At 44.6% G+C, this 19329-nt stretch carries 18 protein-coding genes; 11 read left to right on the top strand and 7 right to left on the bottom strand.

Translation table 11 applies throughout. The features are described 5' to 3' along the window. The 3 genes from EQU50_RS02070 to rpmI form a co-directional block, all read right to left on the bottom strand. Entirely contained in the window at nt 1-1026 is a 1026-nt protein-coding gene (locus EQU50_RS02070; RefSeq protein WP_130153508.1) for a phenylalanine--tRNA ligase subunit alpha, read from the bottom strand. A 64-nt stretch (nt 1027-1090) separates the two neighbouring features. After that, the gene (gene rplT, locus EQU50_RS02065; RefSeq protein WP_130153507.1) at nt 1091-1456 is read right to left on the bottom strand and encodes a 50S ribosomal protein L20; all 366 of its coding nucleotides are present in this window, start codon (nt 1454-1456) and stop codon (nt 1091-1093) included. Nucleotides 1457-1473: 17 nt separating this feature from the next. Next, entirely contained in the window at nt 1474-1671 is a 198-nt protein-coding gene (gene rpmI, locus EQU50_RS02060) for a 50S ribosomal protein L35 (protein WP_130153506.1), read from the bottom strand. 161 nt (nt 1672-1832) lie between these two features. Here rpmI and EQU50_RS02055 point away from each other — a divergent pair, with 161 nt between their 5' ends. The 10 genes from EQU50_RS02055 to EQU50_RS02010 all read left to right on the top strand — a co-directional run bounded on the left by EQU50_RS02055 (nt 1833) and on the right by EQU50_RS02010 (nt 15748). Then, nucleotides 1833-2618, top strand: a complete 786-nt coding sequence (locus EQU50_RS02055; RefSeq protein WP_130153505.1) for an Mrp/NBP35 family ATP-binding protein — start codon at nt 1833-1835, stop codon at nt 2616-2618. A gap of 91 nt (nt 2619-2709) precedes the next feature. Then, on the top strand, nt 2710-3417 hold the full coding sequence (locus EQU50_RS02050; RefSeq protein ID WP_130153504.1) for a hypothetical protein: 708 nt from the start codon (nt 2710-2712) through the stop codon (nt 3415-3417). A gap of 182 nt (nt 3418-3599) precedes the next feature. Then, a complete protein-coding gene (gene dnaK / locus EQU50_RS02045; protein ID WP_130153503.1) occupies nt 3600-5501 on the top strand; it encodes a molecular chaperone DnaK in 1902 nt (633 codons plus the stop codon). Between the two features lie 82 nt (nt 5502-5583). After that, the gene (gene dnaJ, locus EQU50_RS02040; protein ID WP_130153502.1) at nt 5584-6732 is read left to right on the top strand and encodes a molecular chaperone DnaJ; all 1149 of its coding nucleotides are present in this window, start codon (nt 5584-5586) and stop codon (nt 6730-6732) included. Between the two features lie 141 nt (nt 6733-6873). Next, the gene (locus EQU50_RS02035; protein WP_165380298.1) at nt 6874-8256 is read left to right on the top strand and encodes a hypothetical protein; all 1383 of its coding nucleotides are present in this window, start codon (nt 6874-6876) and stop codon (nt 8254-8256) included. Then, the gene (locus EQU50_RS02030) at nt 8250-9176 is read left to right on the top strand and encodes a glycosyltransferase family 9 protein (protein ID WP_130153500.1); all 927 of its coding nucleotides are present in this window, start codon (nt 8250-8252) and stop codon (nt 9174-9176) included. The genes EQU50_RS02035 and EQU50_RS02030 overlap by 7 nt, the downstream gene beginning before the upstream one ends. 40 nt (nt 9177-9216) lie before the next feature. After that, the gene (locus EQU50_RS02025; RefSeq protein ID WP_130153499.1) at nt 9217-11019 is read left to right on the top strand and encodes a hypothetical protein; all 1803 of its coding nucleotides are present in this window, start codon (nt 9217-9219) and stop codon (nt 11017-11019) included. 250 nt (nt 11020-11269) lie between these two features. Beyond that, nucleotides 11270-13144, top strand: coding sequence for a hypothetical protein (locus tag EQU50_RS02020; protein WP_130153498.1), 1875 nt, complete (start codon nt 11270-11272; stop codon nt 13142-13144). 66 nt (nt 13145-13210) lie between these two features. Further along, nucleotides 13211-14650: an NADP-dependent isocitrate dehydrogenase gene (locus EQU50_RS02015; protein WP_130153497.1), complete on the top strand. Its 1440-nt coding sequence runs from the start codon at nt 13211-13213 to the stop codon at nt 14648-14650. A 15-nt stretch (nt 14651-14665) separates the two neighbouring features. Continuing rightward, nucleotides 14666-15748, top strand: a complete 1083-nt coding sequence (locus EQU50_RS02010; protein ID WP_130153496.1) for an HD domain-containing protein — start codon at nt 14666-14668, stop codon at nt 15746-15748. On the opposite strand, the gene EQU50_RS08630 is transcribed toward EQU50_RS02010, so the two are convergent. Next, nucleotides 15745-15912 carry an O-methyltransferase gene (locus EQU50_RS08630; RefSeq protein ID WP_130153495.1) on the bottom strand — a complete coding sequence of 56 codons (168 nt, stop codon included), beginning with the start codon at nt 15910-15912 and terminating at the stop codon, nt 15745-15747. The two genes, EQU50_RS02010 and EQU50_RS08630, sit on opposite strands and share 4 nt — an antisense overlap. Nucleotides 15913-16225: 313 nt before the next feature. Beyond that, nucleotides 16226-16399: a transposase gene (locus EQU50_RS08325; protein WP_165380297.1), complete on the bottom strand. Its 174-nt coding sequence runs from the start codon at nt 16397-16399 to the stop codon at nt 16226-16228. Between the two features lie 522 nt (nt 16400-16921). On the opposite strand from EQU50_RS08325, the gene ltrA reads away from it, so the two are divergent. Next, entirely contained in the window at nt 16922-18283 is a 1362-nt protein-coding gene (gene ltrA / locus EQU50_RS02000) for a group II intron reverse transcriptase/maturase (protein ID WP_130153494.1), read from the top strand. On the opposite strand, the gene EQU50_RS01995 is transcribed toward ltrA, so the two are convergent. Together EQU50_RS01995 and EQU50_RS01990 are read right to left on the bottom strand one after the other, a co-directional pair. Then, nucleotides 18235-19029, bottom strand: coding sequence for an IS3 family transposase (locus tag EQU50_RS01995; RefSeq protein ID WP_130153493.1), 795 nt, complete (start codon nt 19027-19029; stop codon nt 18235-18237). The genes ltrA and EQU50_RS01995 overlap by 49 nt on opposite strands. Beyond that, nucleotides 19026-19304 (bottom strand): helix-turn-helix domain-containing protein, encoded by a 279-nt coding sequence (locus EQU50_RS01990; RefSeq protein ID WP_130153492.1) that lies wholly within the window; start codon nt 19302-19304, stop codon nt 19026-19028. The genes EQU50_RS01995 and EQU50_RS01990 overlap by 4 nt, the downstream gene beginning before the upstream one ends. Nucleotides 19305-19329 lie beyond the last annotated feature (25 nt).

The following is a 19329-nucleotide window of genomic DNA, read 5'->3' as shown; positions in this document are numbered from 1 at the left end:
TCAACAGCCCTGGCCATAATGGTCCAGCCAACGTTGATCAGAATGATAAAGCTGACGAATATCGGTTAAGCCGTACTTCAACATGACCAACCGCTCAACCCCAATACCAAAAGCAAACCCCTGAACAACTTCGGCGTCAATAGAACAGTGACGCAAAACGTTGGGATGCACCATGCCAGAACCCAACACCTCCAACCACTTCTTCTCGCCCTTGGTATTGGTGTACAAAATATCCACTTCCATAGACGGCTCGGTGAAGGGGAAAAAGCTGGGACGAAACCGCACCTGCAGATCTTTATTATTAAAAAAATGGCGACAAAAATCGGTCAAACAACCCTTAAGATGGCCGATATGAATGCCTGGCTCCAACACCAAGCCTTCCAGCTGATGAAACATCGGTGTATGGGTCGCATCTAAATCATCACTTCGATATACTCGCCCTGTGCTGATAATACGTAACGGGGGCTGTTGAAGCTTTAGGGTGCGAATTTGCGTGGTTGATGTATGGGTACGCAACAACCAACCCGGCATGTCTTTTAAATAAAATGTGTCGTGCTCATGGCGAGCCGGATGATGGCTTTGAAAGTTTAGCGCATCGAAATTATGATGTTCATCCTCAACCTCAGGCCCCTCTATGGTTTGAAATCCCAGATCACAAAAGTAGGTATGGATATCTTGTATGACTTTCGTAAAAAGGTGGATTTTTCCCGACTTATGGGGGCGCGCCGGTAAGGTGACATCCAGGGTTTCGGATCTCAACCGTTCAGCCAAACCTTGTTGTTCCAAAACAACCTTGCGATTTGCTAAACATTGGGTTAATTCATCCCGTGCCGCATTTAAAAGGGCGCCTTGTTCACGGCGAAGGTCGGGCGATAATTTCCCTAATTCTTTCAGCTGCAAGGTTATAAGTCCTGTTTTACCTAACAGCTGCAGACGAATATCTTCCAAGGATTGTGCATCTGCACAATCTTGAAGCGCTATTTTCCAGGTTTGAGTAAAAATTTGAAAGTCAAGGGTTTCGGTCATATCTTACAACCCACAAAAAAAACCACCCCACCGTTAAAATAGGCAGGATGGCGAACAAAATCGTTTAAGCGGCAGCAGCCATGGAGGTTTTAACCTGTTCAACCAAAACCTTGAAAGAAGCAGGTTCATTAACCGCCAATTCAGCCATGGCTTTACGGTCGATGGTAATCCCAGCTTTAATCAAGCCGTTCATGAAAACGGAATAGGTTAACCCCAATTCGCGAACAGCGGCGTTGATACGCTGAATCCACAAGCCGCGAAAATCGCGCTTTTTATTGCGGCGATCGCGGTAAGCATACTGCAATGCTTTTTCAACACGTTGTACGGCAATACGGAAACAATTTTTGGAACGACCACGGTAACCCTTGGCCATTTTGATGATTTTTTTGTGACGAGCATGGGTCGTAACCCCGCGTTTAACACGTGACATGGTAAGCCTCTATAAAATTAGACGTGAAAATAATAGGTTTTAACTTTTTTTGCATCACTTGGGTGCATGATGGTTGTGCCACGAGCATTGCGCAACATTTTGTTGCTCCGCTTGCGCATACCATGGCGTTTACCGGCTTGGGCCATTTTCACTTTACCAGAACCTGTCAAACGAAAGCGTTTCTTGACGCTGCTTTTTGTTTTCATCTTGGGCATTTTAATTCTTTCTAAGATTTTTAAAAAAGATTATATAATATCCGCAGATAGGCATGCCCGGAGATCAACGATAATAATACGTCTCTCCTTGCTCACGCTGCGGAGCACATTAAATTAGTAAGATAGCCTATTATTGAAGTCAAGGAAAAGTGACAAGAAAAATGAATAAACAACAGAAGCTTTTAAACGTTAACGCCATTGTGGCCATTGCTTCTGGAAAAGGGGGGGTTGGAAAATCCACTACAGCCGTAAATTTGGCTGTTTCAATGGCGAACAGGGGATTGAATGTTGGTCTTCTTGATGCTGACATCTACGGGCCTTCATTGCCAAGAATGATGGGGGTCAACCAAAAGCCAGAATTAACCGACGATAAAAAATTGATTCCTTTGGTCGCTTACGGTGTGTCGTGCCTGTCCATAGGGTTTCTGGTGCCAGAAGAGTCCCCAGCAATATGGCGTGGTCCCATGGTGCAAAGTGCCTTAAAACAATTGCTTCACGGTGCTGCTTGGGGGTTCCACCATGATAAGGGGTTGGATATATTGGTTGTTGATATGCCACCTGGTACAGGCGATGCTCATTTAACTTTGGTGCAGCAAGTCCATTTAAACGGGGCCATTATTGTTTCCACATCCCAAGATGTCGCTCTGATTGATGCCCGAAAAGGCTTGGCTATGTTTCAACGGGTTAACGTTCCAATCTTGGGTTTGATTGAGAATATGAGCCAGTTTTCTTGTCCTAGGTGCGGTCATGCAAGTTCTATTTTTGGACATGGTGCTGTAAAAGCCGATGCTGAAAAATTCAATGTTCCTTTTTTAGGAGAGATACCTATTGATTTGGCATTACGTGAAAGTGGCGATGAAGGCCGCCCTATAACAGCACTTGATCCAGACAGTCCCATCAGCCGTATTTATTCGCACATTGGGGAAAAAGTCATAGTTGGGGGGTGAATTTAGTTAAAAAAACCCCATTATTTTAACAATTTATTAACTTTTTTTTGCAAAAATTAAAATATAAATTTTTTCAAAAGGTAGTTAAAAAATGCGTTTTTCACATGCTTATCTTGGTTTTTATGTCAGCTTGGGCCTTCTTTCATCCACCTATGCAAGTACGGCGGATTTGACGGGCGATGGCGCTCTTCGTCATTCTCCTTCAGTAAGTGGCAGTGTGGTTAACTGTCTCACAACTTCGACACCTAGCAACCCTGTGATTCAACAAGAACCTTCAACCTCTTCAGCAATCTCCATACCCCTATCTTCCTTGACGATATCTCAGCAAACGCCTTTTGCTAATATTGTGACTGCTGCCGATAAAAAAGTTGTGGTTACCTTTGTGACGCCACGTTTCTCAAAAAAGGCGAGTCACAAGTTTTTAACGTCCGTTGGTCAGGGGCTTACGGTAAAATGCGGACTAGCAAGTGCGGATGGTAACGGATTTGAAGGTTCAACATTTAACGTAAGATTGACCAATCACTGGGAAAATCATCGTTACGTTAATGACTCTGACATGAATCCAACAAACAATTCCACGCCTCAAAGTCTCGGTGCGACGCCTTTGTGCTGGGTAGGAGCCTCCACAGCATTTACAGTGGGATCTGTTTACAGGTATGAACTCTGGCTCAGTGATTTCGCCTCAGGTAATACTGCTGGAGATAATCCTTTGTGGGCCGGAAAGCTGGACAGTTTGGTGCCAGCATCCACTGGAACCAATTCTGATCTTGAAAGCGTCATCGTACAAATTCAGGCTTAGGTTTAATTGATCTTAGAAAAACTCATAAAATGGGCCGTTATTAATAACGGTCCCTTTTTTTGTGTCTGAACCCAACTTTTTTTCCATCTAATATTCTTGATTTCCATAAATCAATTTCCTATATTGTTAGCACACTCATGACGATGCTGCTAATGCAGTTAGAAATTTAGGAGATTTATATTATGGCTAAAGTCATTGGAATCGATTTAGGTACGACGAACTCTTGTGTTTCTGTAATGGAGGGCGCAACTGCCCGTGTTATAGAGAACAGCGAGGGTGCAAGAACAACCCCTTCAATGGTTGCGTTTACTCAAGGGGGCGAACGCCTGGTAGGGCAGTCGGCTAAACGTCAGGCAGTAACCAACCCTGAAAACACTTTATTTGCCATTAAACGGTTAATTGGGCGGTCGTTTAAAGACCCCATGACCCAAAAGGATATTGGCCTTGTTCCTTACAAAATTTGCGAGGCTGAAAATGGTGACGCCTGGGTGCACTCACGTGATCAAAAATACAGCCCCAGCCAGATTAGCGCCTTCATCTTGCAAAAAATGAAGGAAACGGCAGAGGCCTATTTAGGTGAAACCGTCACACAAGCTGTGATCACTGTTCCTGCCTATTTTAATGACGCCCAACGTCAAGCAACCAAAGACGCCGGCAAAATCGCTGGCTTGGAAGTTTTGCGTATTATCAACGAGCCAACAGCGGCTGCTTTGGCCTATGGTCTGGAAAAGAAAGCCCATGGGACTGTTGCTGTTTATGACTTGGGTGGTGGAACATTCGACGTATCTGTTTTGGAAATTGGCGATGGTGTGTTTGAAGTCAAATCAACCAATGGCGATACGTTCTTGGGTGGTGAAGACTTTGATGCGCGTATAATGGATTACATTGCGGATGAGTTTCAAAAGGAACAAGGTATTGACCTTCGCAAAGACAAGCTAGCCCTGCAACGGTTAAAAGAAGCTGCCGAAAAAGCGAAGATTGAATTGTCAGCATCTATGCAAACGGACATCAATCTGCCCTTTATCACGGCTGACGCGGCGGGTCCAAAGCATTTGAATCTGCAATTAACGCGTTCTAAATTTGAATCGCTGGTTGATGACTTGATTCAACGTACTGTTGAGCCATGCCGCGCTGCCCTAAAAGATGCTGGCTTGACTGCCAAAGACATTGACGAGGTGATCTTGGTGGGTGGAATGACCCGCATTCCAAAAATAATGGAAACCGTCAAATCATTCTTCCAACGCGAACCTCACCGTGGGGTTAACCCTGATGAAGTGGTGGCGATTGGTGCGGCTATTCAGGGGGGCGTTTTAAAAGGCGACGTTAAAGACGTTCTTTTGTTGGATGTTACGCCATTGTCATTGGGTATCGAAACATTGGGTGGAATCTTTACACGATTGATTGACCGCAACACGACCATACCGACCCGCAAAAGCCAAGTCTTTTCAACGGCGGAAGATGGTCAAACAGCCGTGACAATTCGGGTTTTCCAGGGTGAACGAGAAATCGCAGCCCAAAATAAAAGCCTGGGGCAATTTGATCTGATGGGGATCGCGCCAGCGCCAAGAGGGACGCCGCAAATTGAAGTCACCTTTGACATTGATGCGAATGGTATTGTTCAAGTCTCTGCCAAAGATAAGGCGACGGGTAAGGAACAACAAATCCGTATTCAAGCCTCGGGTGGATTATCAGAGGCCGATATTCAGCAGATGGTCAAAGATGCGGAATTGAATGCAGCTGAGGACAAGGTACGTCGGGAAATGATTGAAACAAAGAACCAGGCGGAAGCCATGGTTCACAGCACCGAAAAAAGCTTGAAAGAACATGGGGATAAAGTTTCAGAGACTGATAAGGCCAGTATTCAATCGGCTATTGATGACCTAAAGCAGGCCATAACGGCTGAAAATGCTGATGAGATGAAGGCGAAATTAGAAATTTTGACCCAAGTGTCCATGAAACTAGGTGAAGCTATTTACAAGGCATCTTCCCCAGAGGCTGGTCAAGCGCCAACGTCAGAGGCAACGGATGAAATTGTTGATGCTGAGTTTAAAAACGTGGACGATACAGATCGTAAACAGGCTTAGTTTTGCCAAGCATCTTTGGTGTTCGCTTCAAAGATGCTTTTTTATACATAGTGTTCATAATAATGTTTAGAGCAAGTTTTCCATGGCCAATAAAGATTTCTACAAAACCCTAGGCGTTAGTCAAGGTTCCAGCCCTGAAGATATTAAGAAGGCCTACCGCAAATTGGCCATGAAATATCACCCTGACAAAAATCCGGGGGATAAAGCAGCGGAGCAAAAGTTCCGTGATGTTGCAGAAGCCTATGAAATCCTAAGTGACGAACAAAAGAAGGCTGCTTATGACCGGTATGGTTCGGCGGCTTTTGAACAAGGCATGGGCGGTGGCGGCGGAGCTGGGCCCGGGTTTGGCGGTTTTGGTTTCTCAGGAAACTTTTCAGACATCATTGATGAAATGTTTGGTGATTTAGGGGGAAGTGGGCGGACTGACACGTTCCAGCAGATCGGGGCGGATGTTCGTTTTAATTTAGATATCTCTTTGGACGATGCGTTTAAGGGTACGACAGCGCGCGTCAAATTCACAACAGGCGTTCCTTGTGACCATTGTCATGGTTTGGGCAGTCAAGGCGGGCTTGCCCCAACTAATTGTTCAGCTTGTCACGGGCGAGGCAAAACCCGATATCAACAAGGTTTCTTTACCATCGAGCGGGCCTGCAACACCTGTGGGGGCAGTGGAAAAACCATCGCTGATCCCTGTCGTCCGTGTGGTGGCCAGGGGCGCGTCAGGCGTGAAAAAAACCTTGAGGTGAAAATTCCACCCGGGGTTGAGGACGGCACCCGCATTCGGCTGACCCGTGAGGGGGAGGCTGGCCTAAGAGGCGGACCTGCCGGAGATTTATACGTCTTTTTAAGTGTTCGGCCCCATCGTCTGTTTAAACGTCAAGGCGCCGATCTGTTCTGTCGTATTCCTATTCCCATGACCACAGCGGCTTTGGGTGGAGAAATAGAAGTTCCATGCGTGGATGGCAGCAAAAGCAGTCTGAAGATTCCGTCGGGAACGCAAGGTGGTCAACAATTCCGCCTGCGTGGAAAAGGGATGTCCGTCTTGCGCAGCAGTGCCAGGGGTGATTTGATTATTGAGGCCGGGGTTGAAACACCTGTCAACTTGTCGAAAAAGCAAAAGGAATTGCTGAAGCAGTTTGAGGAGGCAAGTAAAAAAGAAGAAAACAACCCCCACTCGACTGGTTTTTTCGCCAAAGTCAAAGAATTTTGGGATGAATTGGGTGGGGCATAGAATAATAAAATCCTAAAAAACACTTGAATATAGAACAGGAATTTTGTAAGTTCCATTATTCTTTTTTGTTTCAAGTGTAATTTTATGGTTATTATACGTTTTTTAATTCTTTTTGTTTTTTTCTCATTTTCTTGTTATGCGGTGGAGTATATCCGTCAACAAGATCAAAGCCGGCGCGATATTTATGCCAGCAGCCGTGATGCTTCCAGGGCGCAGCCCTTTACCAACAATATAAGCAATCGGCTAACCGATCATGCCCGCATTGACTACAGTCGTACAGCAACCGAAGCGGAACGAGAGATCATTTACAAGGCCATGATGGGCAGTATCATGGTGCATGATCCTTCCTATTTTAGATCGTTCTATCAATCAACCAGCAAAGACGTTCGCTTCCAAAGTCACTTTGAAGCATTAAAGGAGATTAATGATTCCATCAGGATTCTATGGAAAGGTGTGAAGCAAAAAAATTATATTCGCAAAACTGATCAAGTTACTTTACTTGGGGCGCGTGAAGATTTGCTCACGAAACATTTCGTGAAGTGGTTCTACGAAGCCTTGGAATCTTATCAGCCTGATATGTATAACGACTATATAACGCCCATCTCAGCACTAAAAGGCAAGATTATTTCTCCTGCGGTTGTTAATGCCCCGCTTAGTTCGGACATTCACCAAATTATTGGCGTTAAACCCCTAGAACGACGTGATGGGAATGTTACGGATGTCTACTTTGTGCTGGAAAAATTAACGAACGAAACCATCAACCGCTGGCAAACGTACGGAGACAATGCTTTTCCGCCTCGAGGAAAGAATGGAGGAAACGAAGGTTTCCGTGAGTCCCTAACATATTATGGAAGAACAGATACGTGGGTTGCCTATGCAGCATCAAAAAATCCTAAGATAGAGGAGTTAGTCATGGGGACGGGGGTTTCGCTTGATAAAAAAAGCCATATCGAAATGGTTTTCTGTGTCCATATGAATGAAAACTGTCCTGTTACGACACACATGGGAATTTATCGTCCTTATGCGTCTCAGGAAATGGTGAATGGTGACGTGGTAATGAGGCACGATTGTCACAAAAACTTGTCAGTGGAGCTCCACGGTTTTGCTGCAAAAGTATCACGGCTGATGAAAGGTAAAAAGCATATAATGGTAACCAGGCCTTTAAAAGTAATGGGTGACATTTTAGTGCGTAATTTTGCCGACAAACCTAATCAAATCTGGACTGGTGATGAATATGAGCGTTCAAAGGCAAGGAAAGAGATAAATAACAAATTAACGGGTATTCAAACTAGTGAATGGTCCAAATATATTTCGAAGGAAGATATTTTGGAAAAATTTATACCTAAAATTGAAGAGCCCGGAATTTTAGAAAGTATGTCAGATGAACTATGTAAATTGAACGTTGAAGGCCAACAGATCTTATTCCCACGTCCCAACTGGTTTGATCACAATTGCGTTATAAGGGGCGGCGGAAGCAGTCCTTTAACTATGATTTCTCTGAAAGCAATGGCAGATAAGTGGTGAATGACGTAGTTCATCATTATGACGAACGCAGCTCCGCAGATTTAAACATTCTAGTCATCAAACTGGGGGCGTTGGGTGATTTCGTTCAGGCAACAACGGCTTTTGCCGCATTGAAGGCCTATCATCCAAATGCTCAGTTGACGTTATTAACCACAGCCCCTTACGTTGATTTTGCCCGACGTCTGGGGTTTTTTGATCATATCCTGATAGATTCGCGCCCCAAGTGGTATCAGTGGACGCAGATTCGATCGCTTATTAAAACCTTGCGAAGCAGGTCGTTTGATACGGTGATCGATTTGCAAGGGGTGGACCGAACACGGCTTTATAAACGACTTTTCCCCCGATCGACCGTTTGGGTTGATCATCCTTCGTCTGGCAACTTGCCACATCCTCAAGATCGTTTCCGCTATCAGTTAAAGGCGATGGCTGTTCACGACCTGCCAACCCTAGATTTGGGGATGTTGGCAGAACCATTAACAGTATCGAATCCCTATGCGCTTTTGATTCCAGGTGCCAGCAATGCTCACGGTGGGCGCAAGAAATGGCCTGAAGAAAACTATGCGTCATTAGCGAAATATTTATTGGGGCAGGGGATCCAGCCGGTGATTATCGGCGGGCCGGGTGAATCATTTCCTATTATCACCCAGCAAGTTCCTGTAGCTTTAAACCTTGTGGGTCAAACGTCCTTTTATCAAGTGATTGGTTTGGCGCAGCAAGCCTTGTTTGCCGTTGGCAATGACACGGGTCCTATGCTGTTGGCTGCCAGCGGTGGTTGTCCAACTTTGACGTTGTATTCGTCAGTGAACCCAGCGGCAATTGGCGGGGCGAAGGGACCTAAGAATTTTGCGATAGAGATGACCGATTTAAAAGTTTTGAGTCTAGAAACAGTTATTGAAAAAACTCACGCTGATCTTATATGATTCATTGTATTCCTTTTAAAAATTAAATGTTGAGTGGTTCATGAAGATAAAATTTATCTTATTTATTATCATCTTTTTGTGTTCAAACGTATATGCGGTTGAGTATATTGGCCAACAAGATGGGGCTCGCATCAAGGTCTTTTCGAAAGATGACAGGGGTGAATATCTTCCCCATAGAAGCAGGGATCTTGCACTTCCCTATACCCGAAATATCAGCAGCCGATTAACCGATCACGCGAACATCGATTATAATCGCACGGCAACCGAAGCCGAACGTGAAACTATTTATAAAGCCATGATGGGAACGGTTATTGTGCATGGTGGGTATTCTTATGATAAGACGACTACCGGACACGTGGGCTACGAGAACCACTTTAATGCTTTGAAAGTCATTGATGAATCCATAAAGGCCTTATGGATAAATGTGCAGAGTGGTGCATACCTTGTTAGTCTTGATCAAATCACTGGCGACTCCTGTAGACAAACTTTGTTGACTCCCCATTTTGTGAAATGGTTTTACGAGGCTTTGGAATCTTACCGCCATGAATTGAACTTTTTTGGGGGAACAGCATCTTTTGATTGGTTTCAAAGGGCCAACGTCAATTATGCCAATGCAAGCAGAAGAATGAAATACGACCTTGGAACAGAGTATTCTTCCAATAAAAAAGACGTTATACACATTCATATTCAAGATGAAAATGGCCTCAAAATGGCCGTTTTGAAGCCTAAGCCGACTACTGATGAAAACAGAAGGAATGACTGGTTGGTTTCCTTGGCAGCCAAGGCAATAGGATTAATTGACGTTATCAACCCCGCTATTCCCGTTCGTATCGAATCAGGAAAATTGGTTATAACCACTTATAATTTTACTCATATTTTAGAACCCTATGTGGGAATTAGTCCCGATTCATCTTCTCAGAACATGAATCAGTTATTGCAGAATGTTAGATCAAATGAAGAAAATGAAATAAAAAAGAAAGTTTATACTTTAAATATACATTCTTTTGCAAGATACTTTGAGAACAACAGCGTACCGACCCCAACGCGAATTGACGATTTACAAACATTTAACAGTTCAATTGATGTGGAAAATCTTGTGAAACTTATTGCGTTTTGGCAGGTTTTTAAAATCAAAGATATGCATGATGGCAATATTCTTTGGACGTTAAGGCCTGATGGAAAATTTGCGATTACATGCATTGATTATAATCTATGTTTTGATGATCCTATGAGACAACAGCCCCCCTTATCGATGTTAAGACAGGCGACCCAGACGATTGAAACAAAGGTCCAGAATAGGGTTGGTGCGATTTCTTTCACACCTCTATCGCAAGTTTTCAGACACCATAATGGTTCGATGCCTGAATGTCTTTCAGAAGACTCATTCAACAGCGTTAAGCGCATTTTGACAGAACAACCTACCGTCAGACACGCTATGCATGAGTTTTACAAAAAGGTGGAAGGACATCCTTCAGGCCGTTCTAAAAAAAGATCTGATTTTTGTGCTGAAGTTGGAAAAAATATTACTGTCTATACTCCCCTTGAAATTAGGCCTGTTGGCGAGTGCCATCCGGGCGGCTTTTGTAAGCTTCCAGTTATGCCCTCACGCTTGGGATATAAATCTATCTTTGTGGAAAAAGTGTACGGCCAGGGGGCTTACATAAGCTATCAAGTACGTTACTTGCGCGACTGGGTATTTTCAGCCCAAAGTTCTGAAGATTTAAGCAAGGAAAGATTTTTTAACAGTTCTGCTTATCCTGCCATAAAAATGTGGGATGATGGAATGTTACCTTTTAATCAATTCTTTAGCGATCGTTACGACCAAATCTTACCAAAAGATTAGCCATTTCCGTCGTTTACGTTGCTAACTTAGAATACCAGTAATCAGTTCATAAGTTAGCAGCACGATCGTGATTTCCCAGAAAAAACAAACAGTCACTCTTATTTCAGGTGATGTTGTCGGGCCCGAGATTGCATCGGCATAGAAGTCAGCGAGTTAAACGATTTAAGTCTAAAAATAGTTATTGAAAAAATTCACAGCAAGCTTATATGATTTACCACAGTTAACTTCGTAATCAAATAAGGACAAATTTGTGGTCTTAAAGTTTTATTTTTTCGTCCTTATTTATTTATCTTCAAACCTATACGCAGTTGAGTATATCGAGCGGCAGGATAAGAGCCGTATCTCTGCTTATGCACAAGATCGAGATCCGGCTCAAGCTGAGCTCTTTACCGCCAACATCAGCAGCCAGCTAACCGATCACACGCAGATAGATTATAGTCGTGCGGCAACCGATGCCGAACGGGAAGTCATCTATAAAGCCATGATGGGCAGTGTTATCGTGCACGGTCTTTATTCTTACAATAAGACAACTACCGGACACATCGGTTACGACAGCCACTTTGATGCTTTGCAGGTGGTTGATGAATCCATAAGGGCATTATGGACGAATGTGAGCAAGGGTACGTATATCGATGGCCTGAGTCAGATAACGAATGATCTTACGCGCCAAGCTTTGTTGACTCCTTGCTTCGTGAGATGGTTCTACGAAGCCCTGGAATCTTATAAAAACCAACTGAACTTTTTCGGGGGAACAGCATCCTTTGATTGGTTTAAAGGGGCAGATTTAAACTATCGTGCGGCTAGAAAATTTGACAAACGTGATCATGGCGGAGGGAGTTGTGCAACCCATACATACATTCAAAATGAACAGGGTCACCTTATAGCTATCCTGAAGCCGAAAAAGCCAACCGAAAAGTCAGATTGGTTGGTTTCTTTATCGGCTAAAGCAACAGGATTAATAGACGTTATCAATCCTGCCATTCCTGTCCACATAAAAGGTGGATGGTTAACTATTGATACGAAGGATTTTACGCATATTATCGAACCATTTGTTGGGTTCAGCAATGATCAGATAAATGCTGATTCGCCGATGGGACAATTACTTCGGCATGTTTTAGATGCTAACCCAAAACAAAAAATGGGGAATAATGCCTTATTCCGTCTTTACCACTTCGCCAAATATTTTGAGCATGGTACAAATCCTTCCGATCAACGCTTTAATGATTTGCAGACCTTCAATGCAGCTATTGATCTTGAAAACGTTGTGAAAATTATTCTGTTTTGGAAGATGTTTGAGATTGCCGACATGCACGATTCTAATATTTTGTTGCGTGTAAAATCAGAGGGGAAACTTTCGTTTGTTGTTATCGATTATAATTTATGCTTATGCAACACGACACAATGTTCGCCTTCTTTGGTGGTGCTTAAACATGCCACTCAGCTTATCAATTCTGGCCTAAGACAAAAGATCAATGAACGAATTTCCTATGAGTCTATAAAGAGGGTTTACGAGGCTTATTCAGAAGGTGACCGATTAACTGCATCTCGCGGCAGGTATCCTTCTGTAAGAGATAGGCTGACGCTTTTCATTCCTCAGAAGTTAGAAGAATTTTTTCGAGAAGGGGCGAGTATTAGAGATATCATATGGAGGATTGATCGGGAAAACATTAAGGCTGAGGAAGAAAGGTTCATGAGGCAATCCGGCAATAAAGAGGAATCCAAATTGTTGTCTTTTTATAAAAAACTTGAGCCTATAGTTGGTGACCATATTAATTGTTATTGGCCCTTGGATATAAGGCCTCTTGGGGAAGTCCCCCAGAGTATGAAAGAGCGGTCTACTTACGAGTACAACGGACATTTTTACGTTGATTTTCCCAAATTAATGGATTCCACGCCTATCGATTTCGGCCATGGAGAGTATCCAATTTATCAGGTGCGCCGATCTTGTTACGACTGGGTATTCTCTGTTACAGATGCTTTACAGTTAGAGCGAGGTTGTTTTTTCAAAAGTACTGTTAAATTGAGTCGTGAGGACATGCCCGGTCTATGCATGTGGCGCAATGGGATGATTCCATTGTCCGAATTATTTCATCCAAAATACGTTCAAACATTGCCCAGCGATTAACTCTTGCTGTTGCCTGTTTTGCTAACTTAGAATGGGAAATTCAGTTCATAAGATTGCAGGCAAGTCATGGGTGTTTCAGATAAAAAAACAGTTACCCTTATCCCTGGCGATGGTGTGGGGCCGGAGATCACCAAAGCCACTTGCCAAATTCTTGAAGCCTCAGGCGCAGCGATTGAGTGGGAGGTTTGCGAGGCCGGTGCCGCTGTTTTCAAAAAAGGCTTAAGCACGGGCGTTCCCAAAGAAACCATTGATTCAATCCAACGCAATCGTGTGGTGCTGAAGGGGCCGCTTGAAACCCCCGTTGGCTATGGCGAGAAAAGTGCGAATGTGACTTTGCGCAAACTTTTTGAAACCTATGGCAATATTCGCCCCGTCAAAGAAATGGCCGGGGTAATGAGCCCCTATCACGGGCGCGGCATTGACCTGGTGATTGTGCGCGAAAATATCGAAGATTTGTACGCTGGCATTGAACATGCCCAAACACCCAATGTCGCCCAATGTTTAAAATTAATTTCGCGTCAAGGTTGCGAAAAGATTTCTCGCCTAGCATTCGAGTTTGCCAAAGCAGAGGGCCGCCGAAAAATTCACTGCGCCACCAAAGCCAACATTATGAAACTGACCGAGGGGTTGTTGAAGCGGACCTTTGAGGAGGTTTCTAAAGATTACCCTGACATCGAAAGCCAGCACATCATCGTGGATAACTGCGCGCATCAGCTGGTCAAAAAGCCCGAGCAGTTTGATGTAATTGTGATGACCAATATGAACGGTGATATCCTAAGCGACCTTAGTTCGGCTCTTGTGGGTGGTCTTGGATTTGCGGCCAGTGCCAACATTGGTGACAGTTGCGCCATCTTTGAGGCTGTCCACGGGTCGGCTCCCAAGTACGCAGGTCAGAACCTGATTAACCCCACGGCGATGATCTTGTCGGCTGTCATGATGCTGCGGCATATGGGGCAGTTTGACGTTGCCGAAAAAGTCGACTCAGCTGTACAGAAAACATTGGCTAGGGGCATTTTAACGCGCGATGTGGCGGGTGATAAACCGTTTGTGTCAACCACTGATTTTACCCAGGCTGTTATAGAGGCTTTGTCTGACGTTGCTTCCAGAACCCATCGCCACAACCCTTTAGATTTATCGAAAGTTTATTCGACGGATATATCCGCGCAAACGCGGGACGTTGTGGGGGTTGATATATTTATTGAAACCCATCATCAGCCGAATAATATTGCCGCCTGTTTACAGTCCCTGGTCAAAGACTCACCATGGCAGCTGCAGTCGTTGTCCTGCCGTGGCCTAACCATATACCCCGATATGGATATCAGCCATTTACACCTTATTGATCATATTCGGTGTTGCTTTACGTTGAAAAACGCTTGCTTGGAAATGGTTGATGACCATATTGTTTCGTTATTGAAAACAGTTGGTGAAAAATATCGTTGGATGCATGTAGAGAAGTTGCAAACCTTTGATGGTGTTGAAGCCTTCTCGAAAGCCCATGGTGGATAAATTAAGAGTATGTATTTGCAAACGCGTTTAATCGTTTTTTGTGTTGCGATTGTTGGCTTATTGTCTGGCTGCTGTACGAAAAAAGACGTTTCTGTTCAGAATAAGATCGATGTTATCTGGGGAACGGAAGTTGTCGACCATCCCTTGATTCAAGACTTAATTGAATCGCCCGTGATGCAAAGAATTAAGGACGTTGATCAGTCGGGGCCTACTCGATATTTTGGATTTGTTCCCGCCTACAGTCGTTTTGACCATTGTGTTGGTGTGTGGGCCTTATTGAAAAGGTTCAAATGCTCTTTTCCAGAACAGGTGGCTGGATTGTTGCATGACGCCTCTCATACGGCTTTTTCCCATTTGGGCGATCATATTTTCTCAACGCCGGAGACGGATACGTCGTATCAAGATACGATCCATTTGTGGTTTTTAAAGCAAATGAATTTAGAATCTGTTTTAAAACCGTATGGCTTGTCGGTTGGTCAGGTGGATCCCGATTATCCCGGCTATAAGGGGCTTGAGCAACCCTTGCCGGATCTGTGCGCGGATCGAATTGAATACAATTTGCACACAGGCTTGCTTTTCAAACTTATTACGCAACAAGAGGTTGTGGAAATTTTGAATGACCTGCGGTTTGAGGGGGGAATTTGGTTCTTCACCAATCAGCAATCGGCCAAAAAACTTGCGGACCTTTCCCTATATTTTACAGAACAGACATGGGGGTCGGCTTGGAATTTTGTGTTCAACCATTATTTCACAGAAATTATGAAACGCGCGTTTAAATTTGGTATCGTAAACAGCGACCAGATGCATTTTGGTACTGATTTGAAGATTATGGATATCTTGTTAAAAACGACTGATCCCTTCATTCAACGACGGATTGAAGCTTGTCGCCATATTCATAATTCTTTTAAGCTGGCAGAGAACGGCCAGCGCCATGATCTTTATGTTCAGCCAAAGTTTCGGGGTGTGAACCCCTGGGTTCAGGTGGGTCAAAAATTACATCGCCTTACAGACCTTGATTTCCAGTTTTCTAGGGATTTTCATGGGGTCAAAAACAGATGCAAAAAAGGATATGCCATTGTGCTGTCGGTTAAAGGTTAAGATTTTTTCCGAATCAAAAGCATACCGTCCCCTATGGGCAATAGACATTTTTCAATTTTTTTATGCGTTGAAATGATTTTGTTAAACGCTTTAACGGATGGCAACGTTAAATCGCTGGGGTCTTCCTCGGCGACTTTGCCTTGCCAAAGAATATTGCGGTGCACCCTTTGGACTGGACAGAATTGAGGAGTATTTAAGAGAGTTTCCTTCCCTAAGTTTTGATGATTGTTACCACGGGCATTTTTCTAGGTCCAGTACTTTTTTTCCTTTTTGACCCCCTTGATTTGCCCATTCACTTTTCCAACAAATTCCCTTTATTAATCTACGGGACAATGCTATTTCTCACCCACGGAACAGGCTGGAAAGCCGATGGCCGTGCATGATTAAGGGTAGGGTTGCTTCGGTGACCCCCTTCCTTCAAGCTCACCTTTAAGCATGCTTTAAATATTCCGGGGTGTGGGGCAGAGCCCCGCCATATTAGGCAGCCTCTTTCATTTCCCCCACCAGATATAAATCAGCCGGACGTTTGTTCTTGATCCCCTGATGGCGGCGTTTCGTATTGTAAAAGATCAAATAGTGCTCCAAGCCCTTTTCGAGCTCCCACATGGTTTGATGGCAGAAAAGATGGACATGTTCATACTTAATAGACACCACCACAACCGTTCAATACGAATGTTATGTGCGCCCTGCTAAGGGGCGTAGGTTCAGTGGGTGCGAATTCCACCCGGTAAACTGTTGCTCCGGCCGGAAGTACTTTGGAGTAGCTCACGAGGTAACGAATGGGTTAAAGCATCTGAAGAAAAGGTCATGTAGATGATCAACGATTGTGCGGGCCGTAGCGCGCAGCGAACATCGAGCAGGCTCCGAGAAGATTAATGTGGTAGCTGACCCACCATAATATTGGGGAAAGCCGCTGTAGAAAGGGCAGAGAGCAACCTTAATCCTTTCTATGCCACCGGGGTAGTGATGATGGCACGTACAAAAGAGGACCTATGTCCAACAGGGGAAGTCTCTGCTGGGACGGTGTGGCAAGCCGTAAACAGTGGCCTCGTGAGGGGTAGACACTGACCAGACGAGATGGCGGAGGGGCCCGTAGTACCGATGAAGTTGGGTAATGCCAACGGAGGAAAGGGGCCCTGGTTTAGAACAAATGCGTCAAAAGGAACGAGCAGGATGATTGATAAAAATCTAGGAACATCTAAAACAGCAAAAGATCGCTGTAAAGTTGAGGTCCTTCAAAACGCATTACATGCAAAAGCCAAGGCAGAACTTAGCTACAAATTCTACAGCCTATGGGATAAAATCTACCGGACAGACGTTTTACGACGTGCCTACCGCCAATGCAAACGCAACGGGGGTAGCCATGGCGTGGACCATCAGCGTTTTGAGGATATTATAACCATAGGGGAGGAAAAGTGGCTTTTGGAACTGCACGAGGAGCTGAGACAAGGGGTTTATGCCCCCAAGCCCCTCAGAAGAGTATGGATTCCGAAAGGAAACAGCAAAAACATCTCTCGTCCGTTAAGCATTGCATGTATTAAGGACCGCGTGGTCCAAACAGCAATGTTACTTGTCTTACAACCGATATTTGAAGTCGATTTATTGCCAGAGCAATATGGCTTCAGATCAGGTATTAATGCAAAAATGGCGCTTCGTCGCATTTACTATCATGTGACGGACGCCAAGCGAACAGAGATTGTTGATGCTGACCTTCAGGATTACTTTACGACAATCCCCCATGGTGATTTGATGAAGTGCCTCAGTCGCCGTATTGTTGATGGGAAGGTTTTATATCTCATCAAACAATGGCTAGAGGTACCAACAGAGGAACACCGGCATGGGAGAACGCATCGAACGTCTGAGGCAAAAGAGCACCATAGGGGGATAGCCCAGGGATCTCCGCTATCACCCTTATTGTCAAACTGCTACTTCAGACGGTTTTTGCTGGCTTGGAAGAAATTCGGCATGGAAAAACGGCTCAATGCAAAAGTGGTGAATTACGTGGATGATTTTGTCATCTGTTGTCCTCCCCACATAGCGGAAGAGGCAATGCATTCTATGCGTACCATTATGGAACGTATAGGGCTTTTTGTGAACGAAACGAAGACCAGGATTGTAAAAGCGCCGCATGAATCCTTTGATTTTCTGGGGTACACATTCGGTCAGGCTTATAATAAAGAGCATAAGGCCTATTGGGGAACCCAGCCATCAAAGAAAGCGGTTCGACAAGTTATTCAGAAGATCCATAACGAGACGCGTATTCAATTGACCTGGACAACAGCAGAGAAGAGGATATTGGCAATAAACCAAATTCTGCGAGGCTGGTGTGGCTACTTTAATCAGGGACCTGTTTTAAAGAACTACCATACGGTTCGAAAGTATACAGAAAAGCGTCTTCGACGTTGGTTGGTGAAGAAGCATAAAATGAGAGGGACCAAAGGACATCGCCAATTTCCGACCGAGCACCTTTATGGAAAGCTCGGCCTCTATAAAATAGCTTGCGTCATGGCTGACGTGCCGAAAGCGAAAGCATGAGGTTCTGAACGAAAGCCGGATGCGTTAATAGCGCACGTCCGGTTTGATGTGGCAGGCAGTGGAAACGGGATACCGCGCCACTGCTTGACCCTACCAATGCAGCGCCCCACGCCATCATGACTCACCTTGATCCCATGGGCTTCTGCCGCTAGGATCCAAGCTTCCCCTGTGAATTGGCTGCCTTGATCCGAGTTCACAATCTCCGGCGATCCGTGACGTTTTATGGCCTCCTCTAAAACTTCAATCCCATGACTTGCTTCCATTGTGTTGGCCAACTTCCAGCCCACAACAAATCGTGTGTGCCAATCGATCAAGGCAAATAAATAGACCATGCCGCCGGGGAGCTTGATGTAGGTGATATCCGTGGCCCAGACTTGGTTTTTGTGATCAATCACAAGCTCCTTCAAAAGATACGGTCTGACAGCATTTTCACGATTTGCGATGGAGGTGTTTGTCCGGGGTTTGGGTAATATGGACCGCAATCCCATAAGTTTCATCAATCGCAGGGCGCACTTGTGGTTGATGCGTATTCCCCGATCCAAAAGCCAGCCGGTGATTCTCCTATAGCCAAAAAAGGGGTGTTCCCTCCATATGTCCATGATTTCGTTCATAATCTCAGTGTAAGATTCATCTTCCTTTTCGGCATAGTAATAGCTTGAACGGTGAAGCCCGAGAAGGTCGCATTGTCTTTGAATTATCAGGCTTTGGTCCGGGGAAATAATGGAGCGCTTCTCTCTAACGCTCATTTCCCCAACGCTTTTTTTAGAAAATCTAAGTCCATGGTGAGCTGGCCAATCTTGCGTTGAAGATCGTCAACTGTGGGGCCATTTTCTTTAGGTTTTTTGCGACGGCTGAAAATCTCAGGCCCACCATCCAAAAGCTCATTCTTCCACCTCTGGAGAACGCTTTGATGAACGCCATATTTTTGTGAAAGTTCTGATACGGGGCTCTTGCCACTGATCATCGCAATCGCTGCTTCTAATTTCGTTTTGCCGCTGTGTTGTTGGCGGATCTTTCCCATTTTTTATTTCCTTCAGTTGCTGTCT

Origin of the sequence: Candidatus Finniella inopinata, from assembly GCF_004210305.1 — a bacterium.
Lineage (GTDB): Bacteria > Pseudomonadota > Alphaproteobacteria > Paracaedibacterales > CAIULA01 > Finniella > Finniella inopinata_A.
The sequence above is the reverse complement of the archived record's forward strand: the minus strand, read 5'-3'. Positions and strand labels throughout refer to the sequence as shown.

What these genes read in the sequence shown, in the direction of transcription:
- EQU50_RS02070 (WP_130153508.1), bottom strand. Translation starts at nt 1,026, where the DNA reads ATGACCGAAACCCTTGACTTTCAAATTTTTACTCAAACCTGGAAAATA.
- rplT (WP_130153507.1), bottom strand. Translation starts at nt 1,456, where the DNA reads ATGTCACGTGTTAAACGCGGGGTTACGACCCATGCTCGTCACAAAAAA.
- rpmI (WP_130153506.1), bottom strand. Translation starts at nt 1,671, where the DNA reads ATGCCCAAGATGAAAACAAAAAGCAGCGTCAAGAAACGCTTTCGTTTG.
- EQU50_RS02055 (WP_130153505.1), top strand. Translation starts at nt 1,833, where the DNA reads ATGAATAAACAACAGAAGCTTTTAAACGTTAACGCCATTGTGGCCATT.
- EQU50_RS02050 (WP_130153504.1), top strand. Translation starts at nt 2,710, where the DNA reads ATGCGTTTTTCACATGCTTATCTTGGTTTTTATGTCAGCTTGGGCCTT.
- dnaK (WP_130153503.1), top strand. Translation starts at nt 3,600, where the DNA reads ATGGCTAAAGTCATTGGAATCGATTTAGGTACGACGAACTCTTGTGTT.
- dnaJ (WP_130153502.1), top strand. Translation starts at nt 5,584, where the DNA reads ATGGCCAATAAAGATTTCTACAAAACCCTAGGCGTTAGTCAAGGTTCC.
- EQU50_RS02025 (WP_130153499.1), top strand. Translation starts at nt 9,217, where the DNA reads ATGAAGATAAAATTTATCTTATTTATTATCATCTTTTTGTGTTCAAAC.
- EQU50_RS02015 (WP_130153497.1), top strand. Translation starts at nt 13,211, where the DNA reads ATGGGTGTTTCAGATAAAAAAACAGTTACCCTTATCCCTGGCGATGGT.
- ltrA (WP_130153494.1), top strand. Translation starts at nt 16,922, where the DNA reads ATGATTGATAAAAATCTAGGAACATCTAAAACAGCAAAAGATCGCTGT.
- EQU50_RS01995 (WP_130153493.1), bottom strand. Translation starts at nt 19,029, where the DNA reads ATGAGCGTTAGAGAGAAGCGCTCCATTATTTCCCCGGACCAAAGCCTG.
- EQU50_RS01990 (WP_130153492.1), bottom strand. Translation starts at nt 19,304, where the DNA reads ATGGGAAAGATCCGCCAACAACACAGCGGCAAAACGAAATTAGAAGCA.